Genomic DNA, 22,269 nt, shown 5'->3' with positions numbered 1-22,269 from the left:
ATCAATCACCGCCGTCCCCGCCGCTGTCGCCATCTCCACCGCCGTCAGAGTACCATTCTCCTCCGGGTCTGTCGGGATGAAGGGCAGACCTGCGTTCGGTACCGTCAAATTCGATCCAGACCCAAACTCCGCTGTCATCTTGTCGCAGCGTGTTACGGCGCTTTTTCCTTCTGAACATATCGCGTGCGATCAGTCCCGCAATGACGGCAAAAAACGCCCAGAAAATTACTTCTACCACCATGAATCCCTTCGAAATCTCGGAGAATCAAATGTCTGAGTACAACTTCGCTTATCTCGACGAACAGACCAAGCGAATGATCCGTCGGGCCATCCTCAAAGGTCTTGCCGTACCCGGCTATCAAGTGCCTTTCGCCAGCCGGGAAATGCCGATGCCTTACGGCTGGGGAACCGGCGGGGTGCAGGTCTCGGCCGCGACGCTGACGCCGGATGATACCTTCAAAGTGATCGACCAAGGGGCCGATGACACCACGAATGCCGTTTCGATCCGCAAGTTCTTTGAGAACACGGCTGGCGTGGAAACGACCGAGGAAACCGAAAAGGCCACAGTCATCCAGACCCGCCACCGCATCCCCGAGGCGAAGCTGACCGAGGATCAGATCCTTGTGTATCAGGTGCCGATCCCGGAACCGCTGCGTTTTCTGGAACCGCGTGAGACCGAAACGCGCAAGATGCACAGTCTTGAGGAATATGGGTTGATGCATGTGAAGCTGTACGAAGACATCAGCCAACACGGAGCGATTTCGACCTCATATGCCTATCCGGTGAGAGTGTCGGATCGCTATGTGATGGACCCGTCGCCGATCCCGAAATTTGACAATCCAAAGTTGGAAATGGACGCGATCCAACTGTTTGGGGCGGGCCGGGAGCAGCGGATATACGCAGTGCCGCCTCATACCAAGGTCGTCAGCCTCGATTTCGAGGACTACCCGTTCGAGGCGACCAAGGCCGACCATCCCTGTGATCTGTGCGGGGCCGAAGACAGCTATCTGGACGAGGTGATCATGGATGACGCGGGCAACCGGATGTTTGTCTGCTCAGACACCGATTATTGCCGATCCCGCCGCGCGGCGGGCCATGTGGGCCGATTGGCCGAGGAGGATGCGGCATGACACCGTTGTTGCAAGTCAAACATATCGAAAAGCGCTATGGCGCGCGGATCGGTTGTGCAGATGTAAACTTCGATCTGTATCCCGGTGAGGTGATGGGGATCGTGGGTGAAAGCGGATCGGGCAAGTCGACCCTGTTGAACTGTCTGGCCGGGCATCTGGAGCCCGACGCGGGACAGGTCATCTTTGACACCCGCGCCGAAGGGCCGGTGGACACCGTGACAATGTCCGAGCCGGAACGTCGGATGTTGGGGCGCACCGATTGGGCGTTTGTCCATCAGCACGCCCGCGATGGGCTGCGCATGTCGGTCAGCGCCGGGGGGAACATCGGCGAACGTCTGATGGCCGTTGGTGATCGGCACTATGGTGACATTCGGGATAAGGCAATCGACTGGCTGGACCGGGTCGAGATTGACGAAGGCCGGGTCGATGATCGCCCCACGGCTTTCTCTGGCGGGATGCAGCAGCGCCTGCAGATCGCGCGCAATCTGGTGACGGGGCCTCGGTTGGTGTTCATGGACGAACCGACCGGAGGGCTGGACGTTTCGGTTCAGGCGCGGCTGTTGGACTTGCTGCGCGGGCTAGTGCGCGAAATGGGGCTGAGCGCCATCATTGTCACCCATGATCTGGCCGTGGTGCGCCTTTTGGCGGATCGGTTGATGGTGATGAAGGATGGTCACGTGGTCGAGGCCGGTCTTACTGATCAGGTGCTGGACGATCCGCAGCACGCCTATACGCAACTGCTGGTCTCCAGCGTTTTGCAGGTTTGAGTATTTGAGAAAAGATGAAGCGATGATTGAGCTGATCGACGTGAGCAAGAGCTTTACCCTGCACAATCAGGGCAGTGCGGTGATCCCGGTGATGGCGGGGGCTTCGCTAAATGTTGCGCCTGGTGAATGCGTGGCCCTGACCGGCGCTTCGGGGGCGGGTAAATCCACCCTGATGCGCGTGATCTATGGCAACTACCTTGCCGCCTCCGGGCGGGTGCTAGTTGGTGGTCTGGATGTAGCCCAGGCAGAGCCGCGTGAAATCCTTGCCCTGCGGCGCGAGACGCTGGGTTATGTCAGCCAGTTCCTGCGCGTGGTACCGCGCGTTCCGACGCTGGAAGTGGTGGCAGAACCCTTACTGTCCATTGGATGCGACAAGCAGGCGGCGCTGGACAAGGCGGCGACCCTGCTGGCGCGGCTCAATATTCCGCAACGTCTGTGGACGCTTAGCCCAACGACCTTTTCTGGCGGTGAACAGCAACGGGTGAACATCGCGCGGGGTTTTGCGCATGACTATCCCGCGATGTTGTTGGATGAACCTACGGCTTCGTTGGATGTGCAGAACCGCGAGACGGTTTTGTCACTGATCGAAGAGGCCAAGGCGCGGGGAGCGGCTATTGTAGGTATCTTCCACGATGTCGGCGCGCGTGAACGGGTGTGCGATCGTGAGATCAACGTGTCGGATTTCACGCCCGGAGTCGCGGCATGACCCTTGCCCCGGTCATAGCGGTCGTTGGCCCTTCGGGCGTTGGCAAGGACAGTGTGATGGAGGCGCTTGAGGCCCGAGCGCCCGGAATTCATCGGGCACGTCGGGTGATCACCCGACCCGAGGGAGAAGAGGGCGAAGACTTTGATCGGGTATCTGTTGAGCAGTTTCAGCAGTTGGTCGCGCAAGGCGCTTTCGCGCTGCACTGGCCCGCGCACGGGCTGTTCTATGGGGTGCCAAAGGGTATCGGCGACCTCAGGCGTCAGGCGGACGCGGTGCTGGTGAATCTGTCACGCTCGGTCCTGCTGCGGGCGCAGGAAGTGTTTGGTGATCTGGTTGTGATCTCGCTAACCGCTGATCCGCAGGTTCTGGCGCAGCGCTTGTCAGCCCGTGGGCGCGAAAGCTCGACCGAACAGGTGCGACGTCTAGCCCGCGCCAAGACGCCTTTGCCAGAGGGTTTGGGCAAGGTGATCGAGATCGACAACTCGGGGCCCTTGGACGCGACGATCGACGCTATACTCGCGCAACTTCAGTCAGAGAGGGCGTAGCGATGGATCAGGTGAAACCGCCCATCATCGGCTTCTCCCATCAGGGCCAGATCACTGATCAGGAATGGGGTCGGCAGCAAGGGCTCAAGCTGCGTTTGCAGCGCCTCCTGAACGGTCGCGAGCACGGGTTTGTCCAACTTGCCGCTGAGGGTGATGTGAAACCGGAAGGAGTCCATTACGTACGGATAGCCCCACTGAACGAGGTTGGCGTCCTGCTCGGCCGACAGGCTGTTGGCGCGTCGACGGTCCAGCTCAGCCTGCGATGCAGGGGCGCGAAAGCTGTCCAGATCGCGCACGCAGGCTGCGGCCAAGGCATTCAAAGCGGCCTCGTCACCAAGCGGGCGCAAGGCAAGGAAACGACCCAGCCGCGCGATCTCCAACCCGTCCAAACTGACGGCGGGCTGCGAGGCCGCAAGCTGCGCGCAGGCTTCAGAAAGCGCTGCAACCGTTTGCCCGCCGCGCAGGCGAAAGGGCGGCTTCATCGTCGCGTGCAATCCGTATTTGCGCGGCACGTCGGTCACGGTGGCAACGTCCACTCCGTTCACCAAGGGATGCGCGCAGGTCTCGCCGGTCTCCATGTCCCAGCCCAGCCAACTGGTGGCGAATTTCGTCCACTCGGCATTTGCCGGTGGCGCAAAATAGATCGCGTATCGCGTGAATGTCACATTGGCCTCCTATGCGTGGCCTTTCCAATAGCTCAAACTGTGTGAAGTTCAGATGACAGAAGAAACGATCCTTGCCAATGCCACGCTTGTTCTTCCGAATGAGACAGTGACTGGCAGCATACGCATTGTCGGTGAAACCATTGCCGAGGTCGATACTGGTACGACGGTTCCGGCAGGTGCGGTCGATTGCGAGGGCGATTATGTCAGCCCCGGACTGGTCGAATTGCATACCGACAACCTAGAGCGCCACATCCAGCCACGTCCCAAGGTCGATTGGCCACATGCGGCGGCGATTCTGGCTCATGATGCAGAATTGGCCAGCACCGGGATCACTACTGTGTTCGATGCGATGCGGATTGGTTCGATCCCCAGCGGTCAGCGCTATAAACGATACGCCCGTGACCTGTCGCGTGAGTTGTGGCAATTGCGCGAACAGGATGCCCTGAAGATCAGTCATTTCCTGCACCTTCGGGCCGAGGTGTGTTCCGAAACGCTGGTGGATGAGCTGGACGAATTCGGCCCCGAGGATCGTGTTGGTCTGGTCTCGCTCATGGATCACACGCCGGGGCAGCGTCAGTTCCGGGACATGTCGCAGCTCGAAGCTTATATGAAGGGCAAGCACAGCATGAACGATGACGAGTTCCTGCAGCACGTTGCCCAGCTCAAAACGCTGCGCGCGCGCAATGGTGACCGGCATGAAGTGGAAACGGTCAAAGCCGCGCGTCGCTTTGGCGCAATGCTGGCCAGCCATGACGATACCACGCAAGAACAGGTGGCGGTGTCGGCGGGTCATGGTATCAAACTGGCCGAGTTTCCCACCACCGTTGAGGCTGCTCGGGCCTGCCATCATCACGGTATCAAGGTGATGATGGGGGCGCCCAACGTGATCCGGGGCGGGTCGCATTCCGGCAACGTCGCCGCGCAAGAATTGGCAGATCTGGGCCATCTCGACATTCTGTCGTCGGACTACGTTCCCGCCGCGTTGCTGTTGTCGGCCACGCGGTTGGGCGAAACCTGGGGCGACATGCCTCGTGGTCTGCGGACCGTAACGCAAACCCCGGCGCAAGTTGCCGGTCTGGATGATCGCGGTGAGTTGCGTGCCGGGGCCCGCGCGGATGTGATCCGGTTCCGTATGCGCGAAGGTGCCCCTGCACTGAACGGAGTGTGGTCGCGCGGGCGGCGCGTGGCCTGATCAGGCGCGATAGAACAAATACCGGTCCGGCGCGATGGTGTCCGGGCCGCAGATCTGCCTAAACCCGACCAGAGGCTGACCCGAGATCAGCAATCCGCCGGGCTGCATTACCTGCGCGATCAACGGGCTGAGCCGGGCGGCTTCGGCGACGTCCTCTACCTTGATACCTCGCCCGAAATCATAATGCGCCAGAGCGATGGTGGAGCCACCAGAAGCCAGTTTCTCAAGCATCGGTTCGGCTTCGCCTTGCAGAAAATCCTCTGCCGGAGGAGTGCTGGACGGATGACATTGCAGTACCCTGTCCATCACCCAGATCCGCCGGTCGGGCAGGATTTCCCGCAAGTGATCATAGGTGCGGCCATTGCCCAAGCCCATGTCCAGAACGTCGCCCTCGGTTTCACTGATCTGCGCCACAGCCCAATTCAAACCGTCGCGTTGCGCCGTAAGGCGGCGTAGCATGGAATCCAGTCGGCTCATTCAATTCCCTCGATTGGTGATGCCCAGGCAACGCCGGGGCCGTCCAGAAGTCTGCGCAGCAGCGCTTCGGTGAAAGTCCAGATGTCCTGATCATGGACAAGATGGTGGGTTAAAATGCCAAACGGTTCGGCATTGTCGGCGCGGCCCTCGCGACGGTCTCGTAGCAGGATCGTCGTTTGGTTTACCAGTTGATCCGATGAAACCAGCCCGCGTGTACCACGCCAGTCAATTGGGTCCAGGTGGGTGTTGATCTGCTCTAATCCGGGAGCAGGTGTTTGCTGCTGACGCGGTGTCGCGGTTGAGATGATGCGATAGCCCACGCTGGGTAATTCCCGAACCACCTCGGGTGCGATACGGTTCCACGGGGGGACGAACATTGGGCAGAGCCGATCCCCGAACTGAGATTTTAGCCGGTTCAATCCGGACCGGGCGTCGCTCAGAATATCTTCCAGTGGGCGGTGCAGTCGGAATTCAGATTTTTTCTCTTCAACGGGCGCGTGGTTTTGATGCGCCCAGCCATGAACCACTGGGATCAACGTCTTATGGGTCGCAACATATTCCACCAGTGTTGCATCGGCGTTGCGGGGAATGACTGCAAGATACACGGGTATGCCCAGCGTTTCCGAAAGTATTGACAGCTTTTTAAGCTGTGGGGTCGCAGAAACGGCATCATCGTCGCGCCACCACACAGGCAGGTTCAGCCCCTCGACAAGCCATGCGTTCAATTCGGTGTCCAAGGGGTGCCAGTCCACGGTCATGACTGCTCCCTTAGGTTCACTGCGATCTCGACAGTTCGGGCGGCCCCGTCGAAGCCCTGCGACGCGACGGTGCGCGGACCGGCGTCGATGACCGCCGCGACGGCCCGGGCCAGTGCGTCACCGGTAAGCTCCTTGCTGGGTAGTACGTTGATCGCTGGTAGGTCAGAAAGGCTTTGCCCGCGCAAGCTTTGTTCAATTTCTTTGCCGTCGTCAAACGGGATGAACACAGCCGGTGTGCCAGACTGTAATAGGTCGAGCGCTGTGTTGTAGCCGCACATGCTGACCGACGCCGCGGCATGAGGCAGCATCTGGCGGAAATCGGGGCGTACGGTTTCCAATGTCACCGGGGCGTCGCCGACAAGCTTCTGCAGTTGGGCAATGCGCTCTGGTGCGTCCTGCCCGCCAACCAACAGGCGCCAGCGCCTGTTGGGCATCTTTCGGGCGGCCTCGATGGCCGCGTGAAAGATCGGCTGGCCCACTGATCCGCCGCCTGCGCTGACCAGAATTTCGTCTTTGCCCACCAAATCAGCGTGCGGCACCGGGGCGTCAGGCGCAACAAACCCCGTATAGAATAACCGCTGACGCAACTGTTCGGTAACAGGCCAACTGATGTTCAGCGGAATGACGCTTTGATCCGAATGAACAAGGATGCCGTCATAGTACCGCTCAACAATCTCTGCCGTGCGTTCGGCTTTCGACGGTTTGGAAGGCGGTGCCAGAATATCCCGGATAGAGCCCAGAATAATCGGGCGACGCGGCAGGGCGTTCGCCGTCTCTAAACCAGCGTTGAATTCAGCCGACAGCGACCGGCGACCAAAGGGAAACAACTCGGTGATCAGGACGTCCGGCGCAAAGCTTTGAATGGCTTCAACCAACGCCGTTTCGCGTGCTTTAAGATATGCCGCGTCGGCGACCTCTCCGCTCTGGGTCAAAAGCCGGGTGAAATCGGTTCCGTCCGAACGCAGAGGCGGCAAGCCCAGCAGCGTCATGCCCGAACTGTCTAGCTGAGGTGCCGGCATCCCGCCTGAGACGACAAACGTCTCATGGTTTTCGCCCGCAAAGGCGCGGCCCAGTGTCAACGCCCGGCTCAGATGACCTGTACCCAGCAAATGGGTGACAACGATCATCACCTTCATCAGGATGCCTCGGGTTTGATCAGGCGGATCGGATCCGGTAGAGGGGTAAACGTTTGCATATCCACGACATACAGACGATTGCGCTTGATCTTAAAGGGGGCAGGGCCATCGAACTCCCAACCCCAGGCACGTGCGAGAATGACCCGCATGATGCCGATATGGCAAACAGCAATCGTGTCACCCCTCAGCCCGTCCAGCCAAGGTTTCAATCGTGCCCAAACCTCGATCGGACTTTCGCCGTTCGGCGGGCGGAAGTCCCAACTCCAGTCCTCGATATGGCGATAGCCGCTGTCCGGGTCGGCGATCAGGTCCACCCCCCGCTGGCCTTCCCAGTCGCCCCAGTTCATCTCGGTCAGCGCATCCATTGTCTGCGGTTCACGCCCGGCAACCAATCTGGCCGTTTCACTGGCGCGCATCAGGGGGCTGGACCAAAGGTCAGCGCCATCCCACGGTTCCGGCAGGCGTGTAGTTGAAAGTTCCGCGCGGGCCTCATCGTCAAGGGGTATGTCGCTGCGCCCCTGAATGCGCCCCGCGCGGTTCCAGTGGGTATGCCCATGTCTCAGCAGTGCCAGTTGGGTCATCGAGTTACCTCCACCAATGGTCGCACGGCTTGCCAGAACCTGTCGGTTGCTGCAGGCATCAGGTGACGTCTGGTCATTTGGACACGAGCCATGGCGCCGATGGACAATCGCAGGGCTGGGTCATTCAGCAGGGTACGTATTCTGTCAGCCAAACCCTCGGGACCGGCATCTATTGAAGGATACTCGGACGGGGTCAAAACGTCTCTCACTCCGGGTCGATCTTGCGCGACAACCGGCAGGCCGCTGGCCTGCGCTTCCAGATAGATCATCCCATAGGCTTCGTTCACACCGGGCCAAACCAGAAGCGACGCCGCACCGTACATGGCCCGCAATGTCGTTTGATCGCACTGGCCCTGAAAGCGGACTTTGGACCCGAAAGGAGCCATCAGGGCTTCGACCTCGGCGCGGGCAGGGCCATCGCCGACGATATCCAACATCCAATCGCCGTCCAGAAGGGCCAAGGCGTCCGCAAGCAGGGTGTAAGAGGCCAGCTTATCACCATGTCGCATCATCCCGACCGCCAGCATCGGGCCATCGCATGTGGACGCAGGCGGCAACTCAGACAGCGGCAAAAACGGGGGCAGTTCAACAAGACGTTGGTTGCCATACCGTTCTCGTTCCAGAGTGATCAAGTCATTAGCGGTGTGGTAAAAAATCACCTGAGCCGCATCGCAGGCGTCATGCGCCGCCTGCGCGAACCCGGCCCATGCTCCGTTCAGACGGCTGGTCGCCCGTGTGCTTTCAAGCTGAACATAAGGTATGTTCCGCGCCTTGCTGACACTGGGTCCCAGCAGATCAGGCGCTTTGTAGTAGTTGTGATAGGTCACCCATAGGGCGGTGTCCGATGGCAGTTCTTGGATCAGACGCTGAACCTCTGTTTCGGCCTCGGCGCGCAATGCGGCCTGTACCTGAATGTCCCCTGATTTGTCGTAGACGCGCAGCCGCGACGCCAGATCGACCGAGTCGCCTTGCGCCGAGATCGCCTGCATCAGATTGCGGGCCATTTCGCGGTCCCCCGATGGCACCGGGCTGTCCGGGGCTTTCATCGGAGCGTAAAATGCTACCCTTGCCATCACGCTATGTCCGAACCCAACGCGCGCAGCCGTTCGGACAAGCGCGCAATGCCGGGGTCCATGCGAAACTCGGTAATCAACCGGTCGAAGGCGGCCGAGGCCATCGACGCAGTCTGATCCGGCGCGGCAGCCAGCTGGTTAACGGCAGCAGCCAACGCATCAGGTGCGTCGTCGGACAAGACCCCGTGCGTGCCGGTTTTAATGAATTCAGGGATGGCAGAGACCGGTGTCGACAGGATCGGCAACATCTGCGATGCGGCCTCCATCAGAACATTGGGCAGCCCGTCACGGTCTCCGTCCGCGGCTATTCGGCTGGGCAGTACGAACAGGTCGGCGGCGCGCATGGCCGCAATAACCTCGGGCTGATCGCACGCGCCTTTCCATGTGATCCTATGCGAAACACCTGCCGCCTCGGCGCGGGCTTGCAGGGCGTCACCCAGAGTTCCGCCTCCGATATGCGTCCAATGCCAATCGAGCGTCTGAGGTAGTAGCGCGAAGGCGTCTATCAGGCGGTCGAATCCTTTTTTCTCGACCAGACGTCCGACCGACAGCATGTGAAATGGTCCGTCTGGCACGCGCAGGGCGCGGTTAGGCGGCGAAGGAAAGCGACAAAGGTCTAACCCGTGATAGATCAGGTCTACCCGAGAGGGGTCATCGGCCAGGCTGCGCAGATGTTCGGCACCAAAGGCGGTACAGGTCGCGCCGAACGCTGCGCCGTGTGTGCTGGCCTGCAGCTTTTCGACCTTTTCCCACTCGGGCGAAGTCCAGATGTCCTTTGCGTGGGCTGAAAAGCTCCACGGCAGGCCGCGCATGATCGCGGCATAGCGCGCGACCGAGGACGGGGTGTGCATGAAATGCGCGTACATCACCCGCGTCGCCTCGGGCAGTTCCGCAGCCAGCACGCAAGCCTGTCCAAAACGTCGAATGCGATTATGGGTTGGATCACGGCGTAGATCGGCGCGCCAGATCCGGTAGGCCTCAGCATAGCCGGGCAACGATTGCGCCGTCTGCCGCGCGGCCCAGACGCGCTGTGGTTCTTGGTACAGATATTCGGGCAGATAATGTACCTGACCCTGAAAACGATCATGCAGCGGGTGGCGTTTCACATCGGTCGGATGGCGCAGGGACCAGATGTCAAAGCTGTGCCCGGCCTCTTGCAGGGCGACGAGTTCCTGAGCAATGAACGTCTCAGACAGGCGCGGCCATCCTTTGACCAGCACCGCCAGTTTCGGCTGAGCTGTCGTCATCCGGTCGCCCGTTCCTGTTCCTGGCTCAGTAATGCGTCCACGCGGTCGGTGACGTAGTCCAGACCGTCCAGCAGCCCGTCCTGTATGGCTTGGGACGGCAGCGGCTGCTGCGGCAGGCTGCGGATGGCCTGAATCATGGACTCCGGCGTCAGTCCGTCGCGGCTTTCGTCCAACATTTGGACTAGGCCCAGCCCTTCGGCACGCGAGGCGCGGATCCATTGCTCTAACCGCGGCGTCGTGCGCGGCACTATGACGGCGCGTTTGTCGAACGAGAGCACCTCGCAGAACGTGTTATAACCGCCCATGCAGACCACCCCGGCGGCGCCGGCAAACAGCGTTTCGATCTGGGATTCAAAGCCGACAGCAGTGACCCGGCCATTCAGCGCTGCAACGCGGGCCTCGAAGTCCTCTCGTAACTCGCCGGACAGGAACGGGCCGTAGACCAGCACCGCGCGGGGTGAAAGGGTCGGATCTTTTTCATAGGCCGAGAGGACAAGATTCACCATTGCCTTGCCATCACCGCCGCCTCCGGGGGTGATCAGGATATAGGGCTGTTCGGGTGGCTCACCCACCGGTCCAAGGTCCCGACGCAGATATCCGGTCCAGTGAATGCGCGATTGCGCGGCGTGGCTGAGCGGCAAGCCTTTGGTCGGATCATAGATCGAACGCAGCCCATAGACCCAAATCTCATGATAGAAGCGCTCGGTCGCGGCGAGGGCTTCCTTGCGCTCCCACTCGGCGGCCAAAACCTCAGGCTCGTCCAATACATCTCGCAGGCCTAAGACCAGCTTGGTGCGTTGTGAATTCAACAGGTGCTCAAGCGTGGGCAGCAGTTCTCCGCGAAAGCCAGTGGGTTCCTTGTCGACGATCAGCATGTCGGGGTCGAATTGCTGGACCGCTGTTTGGATCAGGCCTGCACGCAGTTCGGTTACCTCTTCGATCCCCATGCCGATTGTGCGCGCAGCGTATGACCCATCGGCGCGCTTTGTCACGCCGGGCAGGCGCACGTGGTCGACCCGGCGTGGGAAAGTGAACCGCCCCGCAACCGGCGATCCGGTCAGGATCAGCGCCGATGCTTGTGGGTTTGCCTGAGTGATGGCCGCAGCCAAGGCACGCGACCGGCGCAAATGCCCCAGTCCGAACGTATCGTGGCTGTAGAACAGAATGCGCGGTGCTCTGCCGGTTGTGTTGTTTTGTATTCCTAGGCTCATGCCTTCGCCTGTCGTGTTTCGGTGTGCAAATCCGCGCGCGTGTCCCCGTTACCGTATATTCTTTCACGCCGCTTGCCAAAGGGGGTGACGAGATCGTGCAAATTCGTCAAACATGGCGAAATGGCAACATCTGATGCGCCGGTGGGCTTTCACCCGCAAAGCCTGACGTTGATCTTACTATTCCAGCCATATTACAGCGTCGGTCATATTCAGTTTTTTTAAGGTTGGAAACACTCTTGTCGCTGGCATTGCAGCAGGAACACGAAATGACACGATCTCGGGAAGCGCAACCCTGAATATTTGAATACGCTCAGGTGCTTCTGTAACCTGCTGTGCAAAGTGCGAATTAGATAGGCTGCTCGATGAAACTGAAACTCATTGCTGGAATGGCCCTTGCATTGTGGGCGTTCGCAGCGGCCTTCGTTACCGTAGCAGCAGCGCAGACGTCTTTGATCCCCGGATATAACGCGGGTTCCAGTACCGAGACAGATTCAGGTCAGGACGGAGATTTGGCGGCAGCAATCAAGACTGCGACCGACGCCGGTGCCAGTGTAATCGTCATCGACAGCACCGGACAGGTCGTGTCTTCGGGCAATCAGTCCAGTGCTGCGGCAGCAGAAGCGAACGGTCCAATGGGGGACGGCTCGCAACTGATGAAGGCGCAGGAGAGGTTTTCTGATTTCCGCGCATCAATGCAGTCGCGCCTGCAAGCGTTGCCATATTCGATATTCGAAGTGCAGTATATTTTGCGCCAGACCAGCCCGGATGGCCGAATCCAGACCTATGTTGAGGTGTTATTCTGGAACGTTTTGTTCCTGTTGCTGGGGCGCTGGCTGTCGACCGAGATTTACGGCAAGCGCATGGCCAAGAAGCTTGTTGTCGCACGATCCAAGGAAAACCCGCAGGGCTATCGAGAAAAGATGCCGTTTCTGGTGTTCCGTTTCTTTATGGGGGTCGGCGCCACCATCTTTGCGATGCTCATGGCCCTTATCGTCGGCTACCTGTTCTTTGGTGAGGCTGAAGATATCTCAATCCAATTCACGGTGACGGCGATATTTACGGCCTTTTTCCTGTCGCGCACGGTGTCTGACCTGTGGCGCATGGTTTTGTCGCCCTACCTTAGCCAGTATCGTTTGCCGCCCTTTTCCGACCGCGACGCTAAACGTCTGTATTTTTGGGCCTCCGCGCTTGCGACCTATGACATATCGGTTGTTTTGTTTTCGACCTGGGTTGCCGATTTCGGCTTGAACTACAACGTCTATGCGATGGTCTATGGCGGCCTGACCATGTTTGGTGCGCTGGGCAATGTACTGATGATCCTGTTCAACGCCCGCGCCATTTCCAACGCGATCCGTGGAGGGCGGGCACCGGATCAGGTCTCGTGGATTTCTCGTTTTATCTCATTCGCGTGGGCACCGGCGCTGATCGTTTATATCGTCTTTAGCTGGTTCAAGCTGGCGGTTGATCTGGTTCTGGAGAACGAAAACTCTCTGCCTATCGTGGCCAGCAGCTATGCGATCTTCATGTCCGTCGTCGTAGCCTATGGAGCGATGAACTACCTGCTCGAGCGGTATTTCAACCGTAATCGCCAGATGGAGGATTTGAGCGCCGAGGCTGCGGAGGAGGTAGAGCAACCGGCCGAGACCCCCGAAGCAGAGATGCGTCAACATTCGATCCTGACCTATGAGGATCTGGCCCGTCGCGTGTCGGGTATTCTGGCCTTTGTTGTCGGTCTGTATGCGTTGGTGGTGATCTGGAACCCGGACGCCAGCTGGAGCGAGGACCTGCCACTCGACCGGGCGCTGGATGTGATGGTTATTCTGTTCATCGGCTATATCCTGTTCCATTTCTTCCGTATCTGGATCGACAGCAAGATCGCCGAGGAAATCGACGATGGCGGCGAAGAGGCTGAATTGGGCGACGAGGGTGGCGAAGGTGGGCAGAGCCGTCTGGCAACGCTGCTACCGCTGTTCCGAGGCGCCATTCTGGCGGTTGTGGTGGTGACTATCGCTCTGATCGTTTTGATGGAGCTGGGCATTAACGTCAGCCCGCTCTTTGCGGGTGCTGGTGTCGTAGGTTTGGCCGTTGGTTTCGGCTCGCAAACATTGGTGCGCGACATCTTTTCAGGCGCGTTTTTCCTGATGGATGATGCGTTTCGCAAGGGGGAATATATCGACATCGGGGATGTGAAGGGAACGGTCGAGAAAATATCGGTCCGGTCTTTCCAGTTGCGACACCACCTGGGCGCGCTGAACACCATTCCCTTTGGTGAAATCAAGGTGCTGACCAACTATTCCCGCGATTGGGTGATCATGAAACTGCCGCTGCGTGTGACCTATGACACTGATGTTGAGAAGGTGCGCAAGCTGATCAAGAAGCTGGGTCAGCAATTGCTGAGCGATCCGGTGATCGGAGAAAACTTTATCCAGCCGCTGAAATCGCAGGGCGTGATCGAGATGCAGGATTCTGCGATGATCATTCGGGTCAAGTTCATGACCAAGCCGGGGGATCAGTGGCTGGTGCGCAAGAAGGTGTATCAGGAAATCCGTGAGTTGTTCGCCCGCGAAGGTATCAATTTTGCCCACCGAGAAGTCACCGTACGGCTGGCCGAAGGAAAAGACCCGGAGGACCTGACACCGAAGCAACGCGAGGCGGTGACCGGTGCGGTGCAGGCCGCGATAGACGAGGACTATTTGGACGACATCGGCCCCGGCGGAGACGACCGCTAGAGGAAGGCTCCCGCCCCTTTGGTTTGCGTCTCTGACGAGACGCCTCCCAAAGCGTTGGGCCGGGCCGCGCGTTCCGCGCGGCGGTTGGATCAGGTGGGTAGAGATGGCCAAACTGGTTGCGATGTGCCCAGCTTGGAGGCGGGCAGGGGCCACGACATCTTAGCGGACCCCACTGATAAGGCCGGGTTCAGGCGGTGGCCGTTGCCCCAGCCCGAAACTTCGATCTCGTCCGCATAATCGGACGGCGCAGCTGTGGTGATGTCGCCATCCTGTTCTGATTTCGCAAGTCGGGCCAGCAGTTCTGCGGTGCGTGCCAGCGACAGTTGGGCCAGCATGATCGAATTGCCTGATGCGGCCTCGGCCATGGCCGACAGTACGGCGGCGGCCATCAGGTAGCCTGTTGCGTGATCCAGCGCCTGAACCGGCAAGGGTGTCGGCTTTTCCGAATGAGCCCAGGTTCGCCCGGCATCAGCGATACCTGCACTCATCTGCACGAGGCTGTCAAAGCCGCGCCTGTTTGACCACGGACCCTGCCAGCCATAGGCGTTCAGAGTAACTTCAATTCGGTTTGGGGCCAACTCGTCCCGTTTGGCTTTGGTCAGGCCAAGGGCGTCCAATGCGCCGGGGCGGTAGCCGTGAACAAAAACATCGGCTTGAGCAAGCAAGTCCTGCAACACGCTCAACCCGGCAGGCGATTTCAGGTCCAGGTATGCGCAGTGCTTGCCCAGTGAGATATCGGGAATGACACCGGGTTCGTCCCATCCGGGGGGGTCTACGCGCAGAACCTCGGCCCCAAATCCTGCCAGCGTTCGAGTTGAAACGGGACCGGCCAGCACGCGGGTCAGGTCCAGAACACGTAAGCCCGCAAGCGGCTGGCTGGCCGCTGCTTCGGGGCGGTCGCGCAACTGGATCTGTCTGGGGCTGTGCCAGCCGATGAGGGGGTCGCGGGATACGGCCCGACCTTGCGGGTGGTCGAGCCATTCGGCGCGGCTGCGCATGGCTGCGGCGACACCTCCTTGGGCGACGATTGCGTTTTCCAAATCGCCAGCGGACCAGCCTTTTAGGGCTTGCGCCACGGCGTCACGATCAGCTTTGACGTCCAGTACCTTAAGTGCCGCCGCTCTGTGGTGTGGCAGGTTGGTATGAAGTCTGATCCAGCCGTCCGAGGCTTGATAATCCCCTGCAACCGCGTCCCAGAGGCTGGGCATCTCCCACCCGTCCGGTTTGAAGGAAAAACTGTACCAGAGCGAAGCCAGGCGATGATCGACCGAAACCTCGGGTGCTGTGGGGGCGAGGTTCAGGGCGGTTACCAAACGCGCCAGTTCCTGGCCGACCGCGCCAAAGCTTGCAGTTGCCAGTTCGGACACGGCAAAGGCGCTGGGCCGTGCGCCCTTTCCGGTCGGTTTGTAACTGTCCGAGGCGGGAAGGGCGGAAATCAGGGTCATTGCTGATACGGGTCCAGACTGTCGCGTAGGCCGTCACCCAGGAAGTTGAAGGCCAGCACCACGACGATGATCGGTAACATCGGGATCGCCGTCCACGGGTAAATCTCGATCGAGGCAAGGTTCTGCGCGTCATTCAGCATTACGCCCCAGCTGACCGCAGGTGCCCGTAGGCCGAGTCCAAGGAAGCTGAGCGCCGTTTCCCCAAGGATCATCGCCGGGATCGACAAGGTGGCCGACGCAATCAGGTGAGACATAAAGTTCGGCAGCAGGTGCTTACGGATCACCCGGCCCGAGCTTGCGCCCATCATCTCGGCGGCGCGGACATATTCCTCTTCGCGCAGCGACAGGAACTTGGCTCGGACGGATCGGGCAAGGCCGGGCCAGTCAAGAATGCCGAGGATGATCGAGATGATGAAAAACACCGCCACCGGGCTCCAGTTCGAGGGCACCGCGGCGGACAGAGCCAGCCACAGCGGCAGTTCGGGCAACGAACGCAGAATCTCGATCACGCGGTTGATGACCCAGTCAATCTTGCCGCCGAAATACCCGGCCATCGATCCGAATATGATCCCAAGGAAAAACGACACCGAAATGCCGATAAGGCCGACGGTGAGTGACAATTGAGCCCCGTAGAGAATGCGGCTGAACACGTCGCGGCCCAAACGGTCCGAGCCCCAGAGGAACAGTGTTGCCCCTTCGGGGGCGCAGAACAGGTGGGTGTCTGATTTGATCAGGCCCGCCAGCTTGTATTCGGACCCTTCGCAGAAGAATTTGATGGCGCGCGGGTCTTCGAGGTCGGGTACGAACTTCCACTGGAAGGTCTCAAGATCGGCCTCGGCCACGATGGGAAAGACGTGGGGACCGATGAATTTACCCTCATAGAACCAATTCACGCTTTGCGGAGGAGCATAGAGGTGCTCTCCGTTCCGTTCATTCGGGCCGTAGGGCGCAATGAACCCTGCAAAGGGCAGCATCAAATAGCAAAGTAGCAGGAAGATGCCCGAGATCAGGCCCAGCTTGTGGGTTCTGAACTTGCGCCAGACCAGCACCCAGTTGGGTGCGTCCAGATCGGCGCGCTCCAGCTGTTGCAGGGCGGCATCGGGATCGAAGGGGGCGTCGTCGACAAAGCGACCGTCGGGTCTATCGGTCATGCTTCACGCCCCTCGTATCGGATGCGCGGGTCCAGCATGACCAGCAGAATGTCAGAGATCATGGTGCCGATCAGGGTCAGCAGCGCTACGAACATCAGGATGAATGCGGACAGGAACTGGTCTTGCGTCTTCAGTGCCGTCAGCAGTGTCGGGCCGATGGTCTGCAGGCCCAGAACAACCGAGACCAAAACCGAGCCGGACACCATCGAAGGCAGCAGGTTGCCAATATCGGCCACAAATGGGTTGAATGCCACGCGCAAAGGGTATTTCGTCAGCATCCGCGACGGGGCCATGCCTTTGGCAATCGCGGTCTCCACGTAGGGTTTGCCAAGCTCGTCCAACATATTGGCGCGCAGGCGTTGCATCATGGCTGATGCACCCGATGTGCCAATAACAAAAGTCGGAACAATCAAATGAACAAGGATGGATTTCATCTTCTCCCAGCTCATGGGCTGGCCTTCGAATGAAGGATCCATCAGACCGCCGATGGGCAGGTTGAAATAACGATGGCCGTAATAGAACAGGATCAGCGCCAGCAGGAAGTTTGGGGTGGCCAGACCGAGATAGCCGACGAAAGCCGAAGTATAGTCGATCCACGTCCGCGACCGCGCGGCAGCGATGACGCCAAGGGGCAGGGCGACTGCGTAGACAAAAAGGATCGCAGCCAGATTGACCACGACCGTCAGCCACAGCGTGTCGCCTACGATCTCGGCCACGGGGCGGTCGAATTCGAAGGACCAGCCGTAGTTGCCTTGCAGTAAGCCCTCGAATCCGTGCGGGCCGGGCCAGAAGCCCATCCAGATCAGGTATTGTTCCCAGATGGGGCGGTCCAGCGCATATTCTGTTCGCAGGAACTCGGCTTTTGCCACACCGGCAGACTGTCCCGAAGCCTGCAACTCCGCGATCTGGTTGCTCAGGTAATCGCCCGGCGGCAGGTTGATGATCACAAAGATCAGAACCGACACCACCAGCAACGTCAGCAGCATCGTGAAAAAGCGATAGACTGCATAGCGCAGCATAACCATTTAGCTGCTCCTGATCAGTCGGCGAAGAAGAATTCGTCCGGCCGGTGTATGCCGAAATGCGCACCGGGCTCCCATGCCCACATGGCTTGCTCGGGCACGTTGCGCAGGCGGTTCGAGACCACCACAGGCTGAGGTGCGCCATTGAGGATTCCGATGGCAAAAAGCTGATCGGCGTGAATGTCGAGCATTTCGGTCCAGATTGCCTTTCGTTCATCGTCGGTGGTGGCAACTTCCCAATCGTGGGCCAGTTGCATCAGGCGTTCGGCTTCGGGCATGTCAGGTGCTTCGCCTACATCACCGCTGGTCTGATGGTATTGTCCCCATTTTGGCCAGGCTAGGAAAACCTGATCGGTCGGTGCCAGATAGGCAGGTGAGGTATGCGCCTGTGGGATGCCGTCGTCCCAGCCGAACCAGACCGAAGCCATAGTGTTCCCCGCAAATACTCGGTTGCGCAAAATATCCCGGTCCAGCGGGCGCATCACCAGATCGACGCCGATCTCGCGCCAGGTGTCGGTGACGATCTGCAGAGCATTCTCGACCTCTTGCCGTTCGCCTGCGGTTTCGATGATCAGCTCCATCGGGCGACCATCGGACAACATGCGGATACCGTTTTTGTCGCGCTCGGTCAGCCCTGCTTCGTCCAGCAGGGCATTCGCCTGTTCAATGTCGAACTGTGCCCAGGCTTGCGCATTTTCTTCGGAGTAAAACGGAGACGCTGGCAACACCGACATTGCGCCCGGTTGGGCCAGCTTGAAATAAAGCGCTTGATTGATCGTCTGGCGATCAATGGCCAAGGACAGGGCGCGGCGCACCCGCACATCGCGCAGAACTTCGCGCCAGCCATCATCAGCAAAGTTCAGGTTGGGATAAATCGCAATCTGCGAGGCCACGCCGGTTTTCCACAGCCGCGTTTTATATTTCCCAACCTCTTCGCCTTTTTTTAGGATTGAGGCATCACGGAACGCCAGGCCCCGCCCCTGAAGGTCGGTCTCGCCTGCGTTGGCCTTGGCGGCAACCAGACCGGGGGCGACGATCTCCATCTCGACCACGTCGATATATGGAAGCTGCACGCCATTGCTGTCGATGCGGTGGTAGTAGGGGTTACGCACGAAATTGTGCCGGATTTTCTTGCCGGAACTCGCGTTCAGCCAAGGCTGAAGCGTTGGTAGTTCGTGGTTGTCGTATTTGTACAGATTGTCCAGCTTGTTATGCAGTGCAGCCCAGCTTTTCACACGGGCGTCCTCTACGAGAAAGGCCAACTCTTCTGTGTCGGCATATACCTCGTGATACTGTTTCAAAAACGCGGCTGGTCGGTAGATAAACGGTGGGCGGGCTTGCGCCAACGATTGCAGGAAGTCGGGGTTTGGGTTTTCCCATTCATAGACGACGGTGGTCTCGTCAGGGAATGACACATTGGGCAGCGCGCCATCGACAATCAGAAAGTCTGGCGGCCCGGAAGGGCTAAGAAGCTCGTTATTCGCAACGTCTTCCCACCAGTAACGAAAATCTTCAGACGTGAAGGGCGAGCCGTCCGACCACTTATGGCCTTCGCGCAGGTTCAGGGTAAACTTGCGGTTGTCGTCTGTCTCGAAGGACTCCAACAGATCAGGCACCAACTCATAGTTTTCGTTGAACCCGACCAACCTGGCATAGCCGTAGACAACCATCTGGCGGATGTCCTTGGACCGCGTGACCATGGTCCGCAACGTACCGCCGGTTGTTCCGAATTCCCGGCCTTTTGCGGCCAGATCAACCACCAGAGGCTCGGCTGGAAGGCGATCCTGAACGGGTGGCAGGTTGCCGGCGTTTACCTCGGTGGCCCAGAATTCCCCTTCTTGAGGGGTGGGTGTGTTTGCCGTGGCGGGCAGCATCCATGCGGCGGCCAGCGTGGCGGCCAGAAACAGGGGGCGAGTGGTCTTAAACATGGCATCTTACCTTATGGCCGGGCTCCATCTCTACCAGTGAAGGTATCACGGAGTCGGTAAATCGGAAGGCGTCTTCCCAACTGTCTGGCGAACCCGCGCCCAAAGCAACCAATTTCAGGTCAATGGGTCGATTGATGTCGGGTTCTGGCTGAGCGGCAATCAGCGCCTTGGTGTAGGGGTGGCGGGGATTGTAAAAAAGGGTCTCGGGCGGGGCCTGTTCAACGACCAGACCGCGGCGCATCACGGCGACTTCGTCGGCAATACGGGCAACGACGGCGAGGTCGTGAGAGATAAAGAAATAGGACAGGTTCAGACTGTCCTGCAGGTTTTCCAGCAGGGTCAGGATTTGCTCTTGGACGGACACATCCAGCGCCGAGGTCGGCTCGTCACAGACGATCAGTTGCGGGTCCAGCATCATGGCTCTTGCGATTGACAGACGTTGCCGCTGACCGCCTGAAAAAGCGTGCGGGTAGCGTTTCAGCATATCTGCATTCAGACCAACCCGTTGCAGCATTTCAGCGGCTTTGGCCCGTTGTTCCGAAACCGAGCCGATGCGGTGAATCTCCAGCGGCTCGGTCATGGCATCCTGAATACGCATCCGGGGACTGAGCGAACTATAGGGGTCCTGAAACACCATCTGTGCCTTGCGCTGAAAGGCGGTGCGCTGGGCGCGCGTCATGTGATGGACGGTAATGGGATCTTCGGTCGCCGAGGTTCGGAACAGGACTTCACCACCGGGGTCGGGCGGTTCGGCCCCCAAAGCAATGCGCGCCGCCGTGGTTTTGCCCGAGCCGCTTTCGCCGACGATAGCCAACGTCTTGCCGCGGGCAAGATTCAAGTCAACGCCACGACAGGCATGAATCAGACGCTCACCTTGCCAACCTTTGTTAGAGCGCATGGTGTAAGTCTTGGAAACGCCCTTCATCTGTAGAATCAGGTCTTCGTCGGGCATGGGAATTCCAACTGCTTCCTTGTCAGGAATTTCAGGTGCGGCGTCAAAAAGCTGTTGCGTGTAAGGGTGCGCGGGGGCGGTCAGGATTGGGGCGGCAGCACCGGATTCCATCACCCGGCCTTTATGCATGACCACGACGTGCTCGGCCATATTGGCGACCACGCCTAAATCGTGCGTAACAAGGATCAGCGCCATGCCGGTCTCGCGCTGCAGCTCTTTGATAAGGCCCAGGACCTGCGCCTGCGTCGTCACGTCCAACGCGGTGGTCGGCTCATCCGCGATCAGCAGCTCGGGTTTGGCCACCATCGCCATGGCAATCATGGCGCGTTGGCGCATGCCGCCCGACAATTCAAACGGATAGGAATCATAAGCGCGCTGAGGGTCAGGAAAGCCCACGCGTTCGAACTGGGTCAGCACTTCCTTTCGGGCCTGCGCCTCGGACGCGCCCCGGTGCAGCCACAGAACTTCGCTGACCTGGTTGCCGATCTTGTGCAGGGGCGACAGCGACCGCATGGGCTCTTGAAAGATCATCGAGACACGATTGCCGCGAATGTCGCGCATCTGGCGCTCGGTGATCTTGGTCAAATCCTCGGTGCCTTTGGAATCACTCAGCGTAATCGTGCCGCTGCGAATCTGCGCCGTGCGCGGAAGAATCCGCAAAGCCGCCCGACATAAGATCGTCTTGCCCGACCCGGATTCGCCAACCAGCGCCAAAGTCTGACCTGCTGCGACATCGAAGTTGACGCCTTTGACAACGGGCTCTCCAGCACCAAAACCGATGCTGAGATCGCGGACAGACAACAGCGCTGTCATGCGGGCATTCCACCCGTTGGGCCGTAGGTCGGCATCGGCTTTATCAACTCCCCGTGTTTTTTGTCGCAGTTTCGCGCGGTTGGTGCTTGCTAGTCAAACCCGTTCTTAGGCTGAAATGTCGCGGATTTGTGAAACTTAGGCCAATTTACCTACACAAAGTCTTGAGGATTTGTCATCACAGACCCTGTCGACGCCAATATGTAGGTCGACTGATATCAAGGAGAGATTTCCCTGTGCCCGACGACCAAAGCCGCTTGGATCTGTTCATTGACCGCATGGTGTCGCAGCGCGCCTGTTTGGATTTCGCCATCGCCGAGACGCAGGGCATGCCAGGTCCTGTGTTCGAACTGGGTTTGGGCAATGGCCGTACCTATCACCACATGGTGCAGTACGTTAAGAACCGGCCCGTTTACGTGTTCGAACGGGCTGTGGCCTCGCACCCGGACTCGACGCCGCCCGAAGATCGGGTGATTCTGGGCGACGTGCGTGAAACCTTGCCCGCCGCATTAGAGCGCTTTGGGGCCACCGCCAGTTTGATTCATGCAGATTTGGGTGGGCACAACCGTGAAAAGAACGATGTGTTCGCCAGATTAGTCTCGCCTCTGATTGAGCCGTTGCTGGCCGAAGGTGGGCTGATGGTCTCTAGCGACCGGATGTATTTTGACGGGCTGACCGAATTGCCTTTGCCGACAGGTGCGGTTGAAGGGCGCTGTTTCATCTATCGCCGCTAAGGATTTTTGC

21 protein-coding genes are annotated in these 22,269 nt (G+C 59.3%); 7 read left to right on the top strand and 14 right to left on the bottom strand.

Annotated features, from left to right (window positions below):
• Position 1: 1 nt before the first annotated feature.
• Entirely contained in the window at positions 2–241 is a 240-nt protein-coding gene (locus ACR0LN_RS07195; protein ID WP_480428679.1) for a hypothetical protein, read from the bottom strand.
• A 28-nt stretch (positions 242–269) separates the two neighbouring features.
• Between ACR0LN_RS07195 and ACR0LN_RS07190 the strand changes: the two genes are divergently transcribed.
• From ACR0LN_RS07190 to phnN, 4 genes are read left to right on the top strand one after another with little or no spacing between them, the layout of a single operon-like run.
• Positions 270–1,130, top strand: a complete 861-nt coding sequence (locus ACR0LN_RS07190; protein WP_480428677.1) for an alpha-D-ribose 1-methylphosphonate 5-phosphate C-P-lyase PhnJ — start codon at positions 270–272, stop codon at positions 1,128–1,130.
• Positions 1,127–1,897, top strand: a complete 771-nt coding sequence (gene phnK, locus ACR0LN_RS07185; protein WP_480428675.1) for a phosphonate C-P lyase system protein PhnK — start codon at positions 1,127–1,129, stop codon at positions 1,895–1,897. Before ACR0LN_RS07190 ends, phnK begins: the two co-directional genes overlap by 4 nt.
• A 22-nt stretch (positions 1,898–1,919) precedes the next feature.
• Positions 1,920–2,603 (top strand): phosphonate C-P lyase system protein PhnL, encoded by a 684-nt coding sequence (gene phnL, locus ACR0LN_RS07180; protein ID WP_480428673.1) that lies wholly within the window; start codon positions 1,920–1,922, stop codon positions 2,601–2,603.
• Positions 2,600–3,148 (top strand): phosphonate metabolism protein/1,5-bisphosphokinase (PRPP-forming) PhnN, encoded by a 549-nt coding sequence (gene phnN / locus ACR0LN_RS07175; RefSeq protein ID WP_480428671.1) that lies wholly within the window; start codon positions 2,600–2,602, stop codon positions 3,146–3,148. Before phnL ends, phnN begins: the two co-directional genes overlap by 4 nt.
• Here the strand turns inward: phnN and ACR0LN_RS07170 are convergent.
• Entirely contained in the window at positions 3,130–3,813 is a 684-nt protein-coding gene (locus ACR0LN_RS07170; protein ID WP_480428670.1) for a DUF1045 domain-containing protein, read from the bottom strand. The two genes, phnN and ACR0LN_RS07170, sit on opposite strands and share 19 nt — an antisense overlap.
• A 52-nt stretch (positions 3,814–3,865) precedes the next feature.
• Here ACR0LN_RS07170 and ACR0LN_RS07165 point away from each other — a divergent pair, with 52 nt between their 5' ends.
• Entirely contained in the window at positions 3,866–5,005 is a 1,140-nt protein-coding gene (locus ACR0LN_RS07165; protein WP_480428668.1) for an alpha-D-ribose 1-methylphosphonate 5-triphosphate diphosphatase, read from the top strand.
• On the opposite strand, the gene ACR0LN_RS07160 is transcribed toward ACR0LN_RS07165, so the two are convergent.
• From ACR0LN_RS07160 to ACR0LN_RS07130, 7 genes are read right to left on the bottom strand one after another with little or no spacing between them, the layout of a single operon-like run.
• Positions 5,006–5,482, bottom strand: coding sequence for a class I SAM-dependent methyltransferase (locus ACR0LN_RS07160; RefSeq protein WP_480428667.1), 477 nt, complete (start codon positions 5,480–5,482; stop codon positions 5,006–5,008).
• Entirely contained in the window at positions 5,479–6,240 is a 762-nt protein-coding gene (locus ACR0LN_RS07155; RefSeq protein WP_480428666.1) for a polysaccharide deacetylase family protein, read from the bottom strand. Before ACR0LN_RS07155 ends, ACR0LN_RS07160 begins: the two co-directional genes overlap by 4 nt.
• On the bottom strand, positions 6,237–7,376 hold the full coding sequence (locus ACR0LN_RS07150; RefSeq protein WP_480428665.1) for a glycosyltransferase family protein: 1,140 nt from the start codon (positions 7,374–7,376) through the stop codon (positions 6,237–6,239). Before ACR0LN_RS07150 ends, ACR0LN_RS07155 begins: the two co-directional genes overlap by 4 nt.
• The gene (locus ACR0LN_RS07145; RefSeq protein ID WP_480428664.1) at positions 7,376–7,957 is read right to left on the bottom strand and encodes a histidine phosphatase family protein; all 582 of its coding nucleotides are present in this window, start codon (positions 7,955–7,957) and stop codon (positions 7,376–7,378) included. The genes ACR0LN_RS07150 and ACR0LN_RS07145 overlap by 1 nt, the downstream gene beginning before the upstream one ends.
• Positions 7,954–9,030 carry a glycosyltransferase family 4 protein gene (locus tag ACR0LN_RS07140; protein ID WP_480428663.1) on the bottom strand — a complete coding sequence of 359 codons (1,077 nt, stop codon included), beginning with the start codon at positions 9,028–9,030 and terminating at the stop codon, positions 7,954–7,956. Before ACR0LN_RS07140 ends, ACR0LN_RS07145 begins: the two co-directional genes overlap by 4 nt.
• A complete protein-coding gene (locus tag ACR0LN_RS07135) occupies positions 9,030–10,277 on the bottom strand; it encodes a glycosyltransferase (protein WP_480428662.1) in 1,248 nt (415 codons plus the stop codon). Before ACR0LN_RS07135 ends, ACR0LN_RS07140 begins: the two co-directional genes overlap by 1 nt.
• Positions 10,274–11,488 carry a glycosyltransferase family protein gene (locus tag ACR0LN_RS07130; RefSeq protein WP_480428661.1) on the bottom strand — a complete coding sequence of 405 codons (1,215 nt, stop codon included), beginning with the start codon at positions 11,486–11,488 and terminating at the stop codon, positions 10,274–10,276. The genes ACR0LN_RS07135 and ACR0LN_RS07130 overlap by 4 nt, the downstream gene beginning before the upstream one ends.
• A 362-nt stretch (positions 11,489–11,850) precedes the next feature.
• Between ACR0LN_RS07130 and ACR0LN_RS07125 the strand changes: the two genes are divergently transcribed.
• A complete protein-coding gene (locus ACR0LN_RS07125) occupies positions 11,851–14,217 on the top strand; it encodes a mechanosensitive ion channel domain-containing protein (RefSeq protein ID WP_480428660.1) in 2,367 nt (788 codons plus the stop codon).
• An 89-nt stretch (positions 14,218–14,306) separates the two neighbouring features.
• Here ACR0LN_RS07125 and ACR0LN_RS07120 read toward each other — a convergent pair whose 3' ends face one another.
• Genes ACR0LN_RS07120 through ACR0LN_RS07100 form a run of 5 tightly spaced genes read right to left on the bottom strand, consistent with a single transcriptional unit; the run spans position 14,307 to position 21,528 of the window.
• Positions 14,307–15,662, bottom strand: coding sequence for a CoA transferase (locus ACR0LN_RS07120; RefSeq protein ID WP_480428658.1), 1,356 nt, complete (start codon positions 15,660–15,662; stop codon positions 14,307–14,309).
• Positions 15,659–16,813, bottom strand: coding sequence for an ABC transporter permease (locus tag ACR0LN_RS07115; RefSeq protein WP_480428657.1), 1,155 nt, complete (start codon positions 16,811–16,813; stop codon positions 15,659–15,661). The genes ACR0LN_RS07120 and ACR0LN_RS07115 overlap by 4 nt, the downstream gene beginning before the upstream one ends.
• Positions 16,810–17,838: an ABC transporter permease gene (locus ACR0LN_RS07110; protein ID WP_480428656.1), complete on the bottom strand. Its 1,029-nt coding sequence runs from the start codon at positions 17,836–17,838 to the stop codon at positions 16,810–16,812. Before ACR0LN_RS07110 ends, ACR0LN_RS07115 begins: the two co-directional genes overlap by 4 nt.
• 14 nt (positions 17,839–17,852) lie before the next feature.
• Positions 17,853–19,763 (bottom strand): ABC transporter substrate-binding protein, encoded by a 1,911-nt coding sequence (locus tag ACR0LN_RS07105; protein ID WP_480428655.1) that lies wholly within the window; start codon positions 19,761–19,763, stop codon positions 17,853–17,855.
• Positions 19,756–21,528 carry an ABC transporter ATP-binding protein gene (locus ACR0LN_RS07100; RefSeq protein ID WP_480428654.1) on the bottom strand — a complete coding sequence of 591 codons (1,773 nt, stop codon included), beginning with the start codon at positions 21,526–21,528 and terminating at the stop codon, positions 19,756–19,758. Before ACR0LN_RS07100 ends, ACR0LN_RS07105 begins: the two co-directional genes overlap by 8 nt.
• A gap of 233 nt (positions 21,529–21,761) precedes the next feature.
• Here ACR0LN_RS07100 and ACR0LN_RS07095 point away from each other — a divergent pair, with 233 nt between their 5' ends.
• Positions 21,762–22,259, top strand: a complete 498-nt coding sequence (locus ACR0LN_RS07095; RefSeq protein WP_480428652.1) for a class I SAM-dependent methyltransferase — start codon at positions 21,762–21,764, stop codon at positions 22,257–22,259.
• Positions 22,260–22,269: the final 10 nt, after the last annotated feature.

Source organism: Ruegeria sp. AA6 (assembly GCF_056542865.1).
This window is presented reverse-complemented; position numbering and strand designations above follow the sequence as displayed.

Bases quoted from the DNA above. Each gene is read 5' to 3' on its own strand.
- ACR0LN_RS07160 (WP_480428667.1), bottom strand. From the start codon at position 5,482: ATGAGCCGACTGGATTCCATGCTACGCCGCCTTACGGCGCAACGCGAC.
- ACR0LN_RS07105 (WP_480428655.1), bottom strand. From the start codon at position 19,763: ATGTTTAAGACCACTCGCCCCCTGTTTCTGGCCGCCACGCTGGCCGCC.
- ACR0LN_RS07145 (WP_480428664.1), bottom strand. From the start codon at position 7,957: ATGACCCAACTGGCACTGCTGAGACATGGGCATACCCACTGGAACCGC.
- ACR0LN_RS07120 (WP_480428658.1), bottom strand. From the start codon at position 15,662: ATGACCCTGATTTCCGCCCTTCCCGCCTCGGACAGTTACAAACCGACC.
- ACR0LN_RS07110 (WP_480428656.1), bottom strand. From the start codon at position 17,838: ATGGTTATGCTGCGCTATGCAGTCTATCGCTTTTTCACGATGCTGCTG.
- ACR0LN_RS07115 (WP_480428657.1), bottom strand. From the start codon at position 16,813: ATGACCGATAGACCCGACGGTCGCTTTGTCGACGACGCCCCCTTCGAT.
- ACR0LN_RS07150 (WP_480428665.1), bottom strand. From the start codon at position 7,376: ATGAAGGTGATGATCGTTGTCACCCATTTGCTGGGTACAGGTCATCTG.
- ACR0LN_RS07195 (WP_480428679.1), bottom strand. From the start codon at position 241: ATGGTGGTAGAAGTAATTTTCTGGGCGTTTTTTGCCGTCATTGCGGGA.
- phnN (WP_480428671.1), top strand. From the start codon at position 2,600: ATGACCCTTGCCCCGGTCATAGCGGTCGTTGGCCCTTCGGGCGTTGGC.
- ACR0LN_RS07100 (WP_480428654.1), bottom strand. From the start codon at position 21,528: ATGACAGCGCTGTTGTCTGTCCGCGATCTCAGCATCGGTTTTGGTGCT.
- ACR0LN_RS07125 (WP_480428660.1), top strand. From the start codon at position 11,851: ATGAAACTGAAACTCATTGCTGGAATGGCCCTTGCATTGTGGGCGTTC.
- ACR0LN_RS07190 (WP_480428677.1), top strand. From the start codon at position 270: ATGTCTGAGTACAACTTCGCTTATCTCGACGAACAGACCAAGCGAATG.
- ACR0LN_RS07155 (WP_480428666.1), bottom strand. From the start codon at position 6,240: ATGACCGTGGACTGGCACCCCTTGGACACCGAATTGAACGCATGGCTT.
- ACR0LN_RS07140 (WP_480428663.1), bottom strand. From the start codon at position 9,030: ATGGCAAGGGTAGCATTTTACGCTCCGATGAAAGCCCCGGACAGCCCG.
- phnL (WP_480428673.1), top strand. From the start codon at position 1,920: ATGATTGAGCTGATCGACGTGAGCAAGAGCTTTACCCTGCACAATCAG.
- ACR0LN_RS07130 (WP_480428661.1), bottom strand. From the start codon at position 11,488: ATGAGCCTAGGAATACAAAACAACACAACCGGCAGAGCACCGCGCATT.
- ACR0LN_RS07165 (WP_480428668.1), top strand. From the start codon at position 3,866: ATGACAGAAGAAACGATCCTTGCCAATGCCACGCTTGTTCTTCCGAAT.
- ACR0LN_RS07135 (WP_480428662.1), bottom strand. From the start codon at position 10,277: ATGACGACAGCTCAGCCGAAACTGGCGGTGCTGGTCAAAGGATGGCCG.
- phnK (WP_480428675.1), top strand. From the start codon at position 1,127: ATGACACCGTTGTTGCAAGTCAAACATATCGAAAAGCGCTATGGCGCG.